Genomic DNA, 801 nt, shown 5'->3' with positions numbered 1-801 from the left:
GTCGTCGAAACCATGAAGGGCATCAACGACAGCTCGCAAAAGATCGCCGACATCATCGGCGTCATCGACGGCATCGCCTTCCAGACCAACATCCTGGCCTTGAACGCCGCCGTCGAAGCCGCCCGGGCCGGCGAGCAAGGCCGCGGCTTTGCCGTGGTCGCCAGCGAAGTGCGCAGCCTGGCCGGCCGCAGTGCCGACGCCGCCAAGGAAATCAAGAACCTGATCAACGCCAGCGTGGAACGCGTGGCCCAGGGCACGGCCCAGGTGGACCAAGCCGGCGTCACCATGACCGAAGTCGTCAGCTCCATCCGCCGAGTCACCGACATCATGGGCGAGATCAGCGCCGCCAGCAACGAACAAGCCCTGGGCGTGGCCCAGGTCGGCGAGGCCGTCACCCAGATGGACCAGGCCACGCAACAGAATGCCGCCCTGGTGGAAGAAATGGCCGCTGCCGCCAGCAGCCTGCGCACCCAGTCGAACGACCTGGTGCAGGTGGTGGCCGTGTTCAAGCTCGATGGTGCTGCAACCCAGCGCGCTGTCGCGACCGCACCCGTGCCGGCACCGATGCGCAGGGCCGCCCCGGCACCCCTGCGCGCGCCGGCTGCCCGTCCTGCCCTGGCCCGTCCTGCGCCTGCTGTAGCCCGTAAGCCGTTGGCGAAATCTTTGCCCACGCAGACCGCCAGGCCTGCCTCCAAGCCGGTCCTTAAACCCACTGCCAAACCTAGCATCAAACCCGCCATGGGCAAGCTCAGCGCGCCCAAGGCCGCCAGCACCAACGACGACGACTGGACCAGCTTTTAA

The 801-nt window shown here is 67.2% G+C and carries 1 protein-coding gene; it reads left to right on the top strand.

Features of this window, described 5'->3' with window-relative positions:
- Positions 1-801, top strand: an 801-nt coding sequence (locus AC07O2_RS25970) for a methyl-accepting chemotaxis protein (protein ID WP_495234997.1), incomplete at its 5' end; no start/stop codon positions are given.

The organism is Rhodoferax sp. GW821-FHT10B06 (assembly GCF_059415605.1).
The sequence above is the reverse complement of the archived record's forward strand: the minus strand, read 5'-3'. Positions and strand labels throughout refer to the sequence as shown.